5 protein-coding genes are annotated in these 7,058 nt (G+C 72.3%); 2 read left to right on the plus strand and 3 right to left on the minus strand.

All coding sequences use genetic code 11. From position 1 onward, the window contains the following. Together D6718_11530 and D6718_11535 are read left to right on the plus strand one after the other, a co-directional pair. On the plus strand, window positions 1-1,070 hold a 1,070-nt coding region (locus D6718_11530), incomplete at its 5' end, for a hypothetical protein (GenBank protein ID RMG43698.1). 103 nt (window positions 1,071-1,173) lie between these two features. Further along, window positions 1,174-1,719, plus strand: a complete 546-nt coding sequence (locus tag D6718_11535) for a hypothetical protein (protein ID RMG43699.1) — start codon at window positions 1,174-1,176, stop codon at window positions 1,717-1,719. Between the two features lie 525 nt (window positions 1,720-2,244). Here the strand turns inward: D6718_11535 and D6718_11540 are convergent. The 3 genes from D6718_11540 to D6718_11550 all read right to left on the minus strand — a co-directional run. Then, on the minus strand, window positions 2,245-3,936 hold the full coding sequence (locus D6718_11540) for a hypothetical protein (GenBank protein RMG43700.1): 1,692 nt from the start codon (window positions 3,934-3,936) through the stop codon (window positions 2,245-2,247). After that, window positions 3,933-4,751 carry a phosphoribosylformylglycinamidine synthase subunit PurQ gene (locus D6718_11545; protein ID RMG43701.1) on the minus strand — a complete coding sequence of 273 codons (819 nt, stop codon included), beginning with the start codon at window positions 4,749-4,751 and terminating at the stop codon, window positions 3,933-3,935. The genes D6718_11540 and D6718_11545 overlap by 4 nt, the downstream gene beginning before the upstream one ends. Further along, window positions 4,748-7,058: phosphoribosylformylglycinamidine synthase (locus tag D6718_11550; GenBank protein ID RMG43702.1), on the minus strand; the 2,311-nt coding region annotated here is incomplete at its 5' end. The genes D6718_11550 and D6718_11545, both read right to left, overlap by 4 nt.

Below are 7,058 nucleotides of genomic sequence, written 5' to 3' on the forward strand. Positions count from 1 at the left end.
CGCTCAAGGTCGTCTACACCGCGCTCGAGGGTCCCGAGGCGGCCACGTTCGTGCGCGGGAGCGGGAGGCTCTCGGGTGGCGTGGCGCGGATCGCTCTCGACGAAACGTTCGCCCTGGTGACGAACCCCGACATCGGACTGACGGCGCAGGTGACGCCCCGCTCGCCGGGCGCGGTCCTCTACGTCGACTCGGTCACGACGAAAGAGCTGGTCGTCCGGGCTGTCGATGGATTCGATCCGAACGCGGCGTTCGACTACATCGTCCACGGCCTGCGGATCGGCTTCGAGGAGATCCCGGTGATCCAGCCGAAGGGTGAGGGCGAGGACGCCCCGATCCCGTCGATGGCTTCGTACCGCTCGCTCCTCGCCGAGCAGCCGGAGTTGAAGGCGACAACGCCGCTCGAGCGCTTCCGGGAGATCGCCGCGCGGGTCGAGGGGATCGACGCCTCGACGATCGATCTCTCGCAGGCGAAGGCTCTCGTCGCTGCGATCCACGAGTTCGACCCGGCCGTCGACGCTGTCCCGCGCGCGGCGGACGCGCTGCCCCCGGAGACCGGGGCAGCCGGAGTGCCCGGCGACGCTGCTGTCTCGGCCGCGCCCCAGGCGGTCACCCCGGAGGCCGGAGCGGCCAGCACGCCGACCGGCACAGCCGCGACGGCGGCCGCCTCTTCAGCCTCGGCCGGATCCGAATTGCCACCCGGAGCGGTCCTGATGCCGGTCACGAGCGAGACCGAGCCAGGCGACCTGCTCGCGCTCGATCCGGAGCACCCCGGCGCCCTGCGCCTCGCAGCCTCCCAGGCCGACCCCGGCGTCGTCGGCGTCGCCGCGGGACCGGTGCAGAGAGCCGGCGGCGGTGCCCTCGAGGTCCCGGTCCTCGGGGCGGGCATCGTCGGACTGAGGGCCGACGCCGGCTACGGATCCATCCGCCCCGGTGACCTGCTGGTCAGCTCGCCGACACCAGGCCACGCGATGCGTGCCATCGAAGCGATCCCCGGCACGATCGTCGGCAAGGCGCTCGAGTCGCTCGACGCCGGCACCGGCACGATCCGCGTGCTGCTGATGGCGCGATGACGCCGAGCGGACAGCAGCTCCGGGGATGGGGCACCGGACGAACCGCAACGGTCCGGCGTCCCGTCCGACCTTCTCCGGCGAAACACCGACGGAGGACCCCGCGATGCGGACCCTGATCGTCGTCATGGTGCTGGGCCTCGCCGGCGCGCGAACGAGCGCGCTGGCCCAGCAGAGCGCCAGCTACCGGATGGACGAACACGTCCTCGACCAGGGCGGCCGCCCGGCCGACGGCGTGACGGCCTCGTCGGCCTCGTACCGCGTCTCGCTCGACAGTCTCGGGGAGGGGCTCGTCCGCGCCGGACTCGCCTCGGCGACCTACCACATGGACGGTTCGTTCGGCGCGGCCTATCCGCCGCCCGGGGAAGTGCTAGGGCTTCGCTTCGCCGATCAGCAGACGCTCGCCTGGAGCCCGGAGCGGTCCGTCGGCGTGTACGAGGTCTACCGTGACGGGCTCGCCGCGATCGCCGGCGGGGGATACGGGACGTGCTGGCAGCAGGACGTGGCGGGAGAGTCGGTCACCGACAGCGACCCGATCGCGCCCGGCGAGGGCTTTTTCTACCTCGTGACGGCGAGAAACCGTCTGGACGAGGAAGGGACCAAGGGCCGCGACAGTGCAGGCAGCGACCGCGCCGGCTCTGCCTGTCCCTGACGGAGGAGAGGGCGCCGAAAAGTCTGGAAGATCCCGACCCACCGATAATCCCGTCCGTTCCACCGCAGGGCCCCGGTGATCTGCTCACCTCGGCCGCAACGTCGGCGGGATTTCGCCGCCCCACGGCGTGCCTCGCGTGCCCGTCTGATCCGGCCGCGCCCGGCCTCCGGCGACGGCGGGGCCGGCCAGTCGCCGAGATTTCCGAAATCGACTCGCTAGGGAGCGACTACGCCTGATCTCCCCGAGCGTCGCCGTCATCTTCGCTTCGGCCGAGATTCTCACGATCCGTGCCGCCAACCCCTCGAGAACGAGGTTGCGGCTAGGCGTCATGGCGGGCCGTTCGATCCCCGCGCGAGGGTCGCGAAGCCACGGCGTGCACCCTCGGCGACTCTGTCGCCGAAACGAATCCTGGAGAACCCCAGCACGACCGTGAACGACCAAACCGGAGTGTCGTCCGCCCCGCCCGTTCGATGAGTCATGACGCGCTCGCGCCGGGGGAGTGAAGGCAACGCGTGCCGAGTTGTGTCAGCGTGCCGGTGCGCGTCCGCCCTCCGGTAGCACGAGTGGCGTCGCGTAGCGCAGCCGCAGTCCCTTCGCGCGGAGCCAGGACTCGACCTCCTGCCGCGGACGGGGCGACGCGAAGATCCAGAAGCGGTACGGTTCCGGCACGGGAAGCTCGGCGCAGTAGATCATCGCGCCTTCCTTCACCCACGGCTCGAGCGGGCGGGCGACCTGGTACGGGAGGAGCGGTCGCTTGTAGAGGAACTGGTTGAAGACGTCCACGAACATCACCCGCCGCTCGACCATGTCGCTCCACTCGGCGTGACGCTGGTGGTAGAGCGTCGCCTCCTCGCTGAACGGACGGCGGGCGATCTCCGGATCGTTGAGGCCCCACGGGTCGAGGTGCCAAGCGTCGGTCACGTACGGAAGCGCCCCGGCCCACCCGATCGAGATCCGGTCCTCCGGCGTCAGGAAGGGCGCGAGCGTCCGCCCCTCGCGCAGCATCTCGTTCGCCGCGCGCTCGAGCTGCTCCGCCGGCACGACGAGCACCGGCGCGGTGCGCCGGGTGAGCCCTGCGGTCGCGGTCCCGAACGGCCGGAACGGGACGATCAGCGTGGCGGCCTGCGCCCCGACGACGGCCGCCGCGGCGGCGGCGGCGAGTGCTCGCCGTGAAGGGGAGACCGCACCGGCTATCCCGTGGACAGCGAGAGCGCAAAGGAGCGCCAGACCCGGAAGCAGCATGTCCATGAACCGGAACTCCCACGCCCCGCCCCCCTCCACGGCGATCCACGCGCACCAGCACACCGCCTGCGCGAGGATCGCGGCGACGGTCGCGCGGCGGAGCTCCGGCGGCTCGCGCCGCAGGGCGAGGCCCGCCCCTGCGGCCAGGGCCGGCCCCCAAAGCCAGCCGTTCGTCTGCCAGAAGAACTGGCCCAGGTAGGCGAGCCCCCGCGCGAGCTGGACCCCGCCGACCTTCGCATAGAACGTGTTCGGAAGCGGCTGGCCGAAATAGGCGAGGCGGACGAGCGTGAGCGCGCCGAGCAGCAGCGCATGCGTCGCGCCCGAGGCCACGACCGCGGAGAGCGCGCGGCGGTCGCGGCGGACGAGCGCCAAGCCGGCACCGGCCCCGAGGTGGACGAGCGGTGCCTCGGGGCGGAAGAGCGTCCCGGCGAAGAAGAGCAGACCGCTCGCCGGCCAGCCTGGCCGTCGCCGGACGACCTCGCGCACGAAGAGGAGCGTCGCGGCGAACAGGAGCACCGTGGCCGCCTGCGTTTCGAGAGCGGAGACGCTCCACAGGACGTACTGCCGCTGCAGCACCAGGACGGCCGGCGCGACCAGCGCGGCGAAGCGCGGAACGCCGAGGAGTCTCCGCGCCGCCGCGTAGGCGAGGAAGAGGCCGGCGAGGCCCGCGGCCGCCCCCGCGGCCTGCGAGAAGACGACCGGATCGAGCCCGCCGGCGATGGCGGCCGCATTCAGGAGGGTCCACGCGAGCGAGCTGCTGCCCTCGACCGGTCTTCCCCCGGCGACGTTCCAGACGAAGCCGTGGCCCTGCGCGATGTGACGCGCGTAGCGGAACGTGATGAAGGCGTCGTCGTTGTACCAGCGGTGCCCGGCGGCGAGCGCGAGGAAGGCCACCGCCAGCAGGCCGAGCGCCGCGGCCGCGAGGCCGCGCCCCGGCGCCCGCTCCCCTCCTCGGACGGCCACGCTCCCGCTCACACCAGCTCTGCCGCCGCCGTCAGGCCTGCCTCGAAGATCCGCAGGCCGAGCGGGGCGATCCGATCCGGATCGCCGGCACGGCGCCAGTCGGGATGGTGCCAGGGATGGAGGAAGGCATCCGGGTGCGGCATCAAGCCGAAGAGACGGCCGGTCCGGTCGCACATCCCTGCGGCTCCGCGCGGCGAGCCGTTCGGGTTGTCGGGCCAGCGTTCCGTCGGTTCGCCCTCCGCGTCGACGTACCGCAGCGGGAGCTGCCCGGCCGCGTCCAGCCGGTCCAGCTCGGCCTCGCGCGCGAGCAGCAGCTTCCCCTCGCCGTGACGCGCCGGCAGCTCGATCGTCTCGATCCCGCGGGTCCAGACGCAAGGGCTGTCCGGCATCGCGCGCAGGCGCACCCACGCGTCACGATACCCGAGCCGGTCGTTGGGGCCGAGGTCGGCCCGCTGGACGAGGTCGTGAGGCCCTTCCTCCGGCCCGGGCAGAAGTCCGAGCCGGATCATCGTCTGGAACCCGTTGCAGATCCCCAGGGCCAGACCGCCCCGGTCGAGGAAAGCGCGCAGGTCGTCCGCCAGGTGCGCGCGCAGCCGAGTGGCGAGGACGAAGCCCCCGGCGATGTGGTCGCCGTAGGAGAACCCTCCGACGAAGACCAGAACGTGATACTCCGCGAGCGCGCGAGGGTGCCGGTGGGCGAGCAGATCGGTCAGGTGCACCAGGTCGGGCTCCACGCCGAGCATGCGGAACGCATGGGCCGTCTCGGCCTCGCAGTTGAGGCCGAGCCCGACGGGGATCAGGACTCGCACCTTCCGCCGGGCGGTCATCGGCGGAACTCCCGCTTCCAGGCGGCGGTGAGCCGCTCCATCGGGGCGTCGACGAGATCCCGCCCCCCGAACCGCACGCGCAACCGTTCTTCCTCCACCAGCCGCCCGATCGGGGCCAGCGGCTCCCCGGCGAGCCGGCTCCGCAGCTCCTCCATCCGCTGCGGGTCGACCACCAGCAGCATCCGCCCGCAGCTCTCCCCGAACAGCCGCGCCTCCCAGCCGGGATCGCCGGCGGCCGGCAGCGCGTCGAGGTCCGCCTCGACTCCGACCCGCCCAGCCCGCGCGATCCGGAACAGGGCCGGTAGCAGCCCGCCGCGCCCGGGCGCGTGCGCGGCCCGGACCAGCCCGGCGGCGATCGCCCCCGCGATCGCCTCGTACCGAGAAGCCCACGCCTCCGGGCGGCAGCGCGGGACGCCGGTGGCCCGCACGCCGCGGTGCGCCGCCCACTCCGTGCCGCCCAGCTCCTCCGCGGTCTCGCCGACGACGACCACCAGGCCCGAGGCGCCGTCCGGCTCGAGCGTCAGCGCCCGGCGCACGTCGTCCAGCAGCCCGATCGCCGACACGAGCAGGGTCGGCGGGATCGAGATCCGACGGCCGCCGATGACGGCGTCGTTCTTCATCGAATCCTTGCCCGAGATGAGGGGAACGCCGTAGGCGAGGCAAGCCTCCGCGAGCCCGCGGCAGGCCCGCACGAGCTGCGCCGCCTTGTGCCGGGCGTCGGGATTGTCCGGAGCGGGCAGGGGATCGGGCCAGCAGAAGTTGTCGAGGGCGGCGATCCGGTCCGCCCGTGCTCCCGCCGCGATCAGCCGCCGGACGGCGAGATCGACGGCGGCCTGCGCCATCGCGTGAGCGTCGATGTCGGAATAGGAGGGGAAGACGCCGTCGCTCACCGCGTAACCGGCGAACGAGCCGTGATCGATCTGCAGGACGGTGGCGTCGGAGGGCACGTCCCTGTCCCGACCGACCCAAGGCTTCACCACGGTGAGGCCCTTCACCTCGTGGTCGTAGCAGCGGCAGAGCGGCTCGTTGGAGGCGAGGTTGTGCCTCGCGAGGAACGCCTCGGCGATCCGCGCCCCCTCGGCTCCGTCGGCGGGCGGCTCGGCCGGCTCGAACGCCCTTTCCGGCGGCGGCGAGAAGACCGCGTCGATCCGCATCTCCGGCAGGCCCCCGTGCAGGAACGAGAGCGGGAGCCGAGCCACCGTCCGGCCGCCGTGGAGCACGGTGAAGAAGCCGTCGGAGGTGAACTCGCCGAGATCGGTGGCTTCGACCTCGCGGCGCCGCGCCAGCTCGAGGAACTCGTCGATCCGCTCGGCGGGGACGGCGACCGTCATCCGCTCTTGCGCCTCGGAGAGCAGGATCTCCCACGGCGCCAGCCCCTGGTACTTCAGCGGGGCGCGAGCGAGATCGATCCGGGCGCCCCCGGGGATCTCGGCCATCTCGCCGACCGAGCTGGAGAGCCCACCGGCTCCGTTGTCGGTGATCGCCGTGTACAGGCCGCGGTCGCGCGCCTCCAGAAGAAAGTCGAACATCATCTTCTGCGTGATCGGATCGCCGATCTGCACCGCCTGGATCGGGCTCTCCTCCGTCAGCTCGGCGCTCGAAAAGGTCGCGCCGTGGATGCCGTCCTTGCCGATCCGGCCGCCCACCATGACCACACGGTCGCCGGGGCGCGGGCGCTTCTCGTGGCCCGGCCGTCCGGCGACGTCCACCGGGAGGCGGGCGACGGTGCCGCAGTAAACGAGCGGCTTGCCCAGATAGCGCTCGTCGAAGAACTCCCAGCCCCTGGCGTACGGCACGCCCGACTGGTTGCCGCCGTCGATCACCCCCTGGTGCACGCCCTCGCGGATGCGCCGCGGGTGGAGGAGACCCTCGGGAAGCGGGCCCCCGTGGTCGGGAGGAGCGAAGCAGTAGCCCCAGGTGTTGCAGAGGAGCTCGGCCCCGAGCCCGGTGCCGAACGGATCCCGGTTCACGCCGACGATTCCGGTGATCGCGCCGCCGTAAGGATCGAGCGCCGACGGGCTGTTGTGGGTTTCGACCTTGAAAACGAGGTGATACCGCTCCGTCGCGGCGACGACGCCGGCGTTGTCGTGAAAGACCGACACCAGCCAGCTGCTCCCGTCGCGCTCTCTGATCCGGGTGTCGATCGCCTCCGTGGTCCCGCGGATGAACGTCTTGAACAGCGAGCGGATCTCTTCCGGAGACCGCCCCGGTTCGCTGTAGCGGATCGTGGCGTTGAAGATCTTGTGCTTGCAGTGCTCCGACCAGGTCTGGGCCAGGCACTCGAGTTCGACGTCGGTCGGCCGACCG

It is taken from the genome of Acidobacteriota bacterium (assembly GCA_003696075.1).
Lineage (GTDB): Bacteria > Acidobacteriota > Polarisedimenticolia > J045 > J045 > J045.

What these genes read in the sequence shown, in the direction of transcription:
- D6718_11535 (RMG43699.1), top strand. Translation starts at nt 1,174, where the DNA reads ATGCGGACCCTGATCGTCGTCATGGTGCTGGGCCTCGCCGGCGCGCGA.
- D6718_11545 (RMG43701.1), bottom strand. Translation starts at nt 4,751, where the DNA reads ATGACCGCCCGGCGGAAGGTGCGAGTCCTGATCCCCGTCGGGCTCGGC.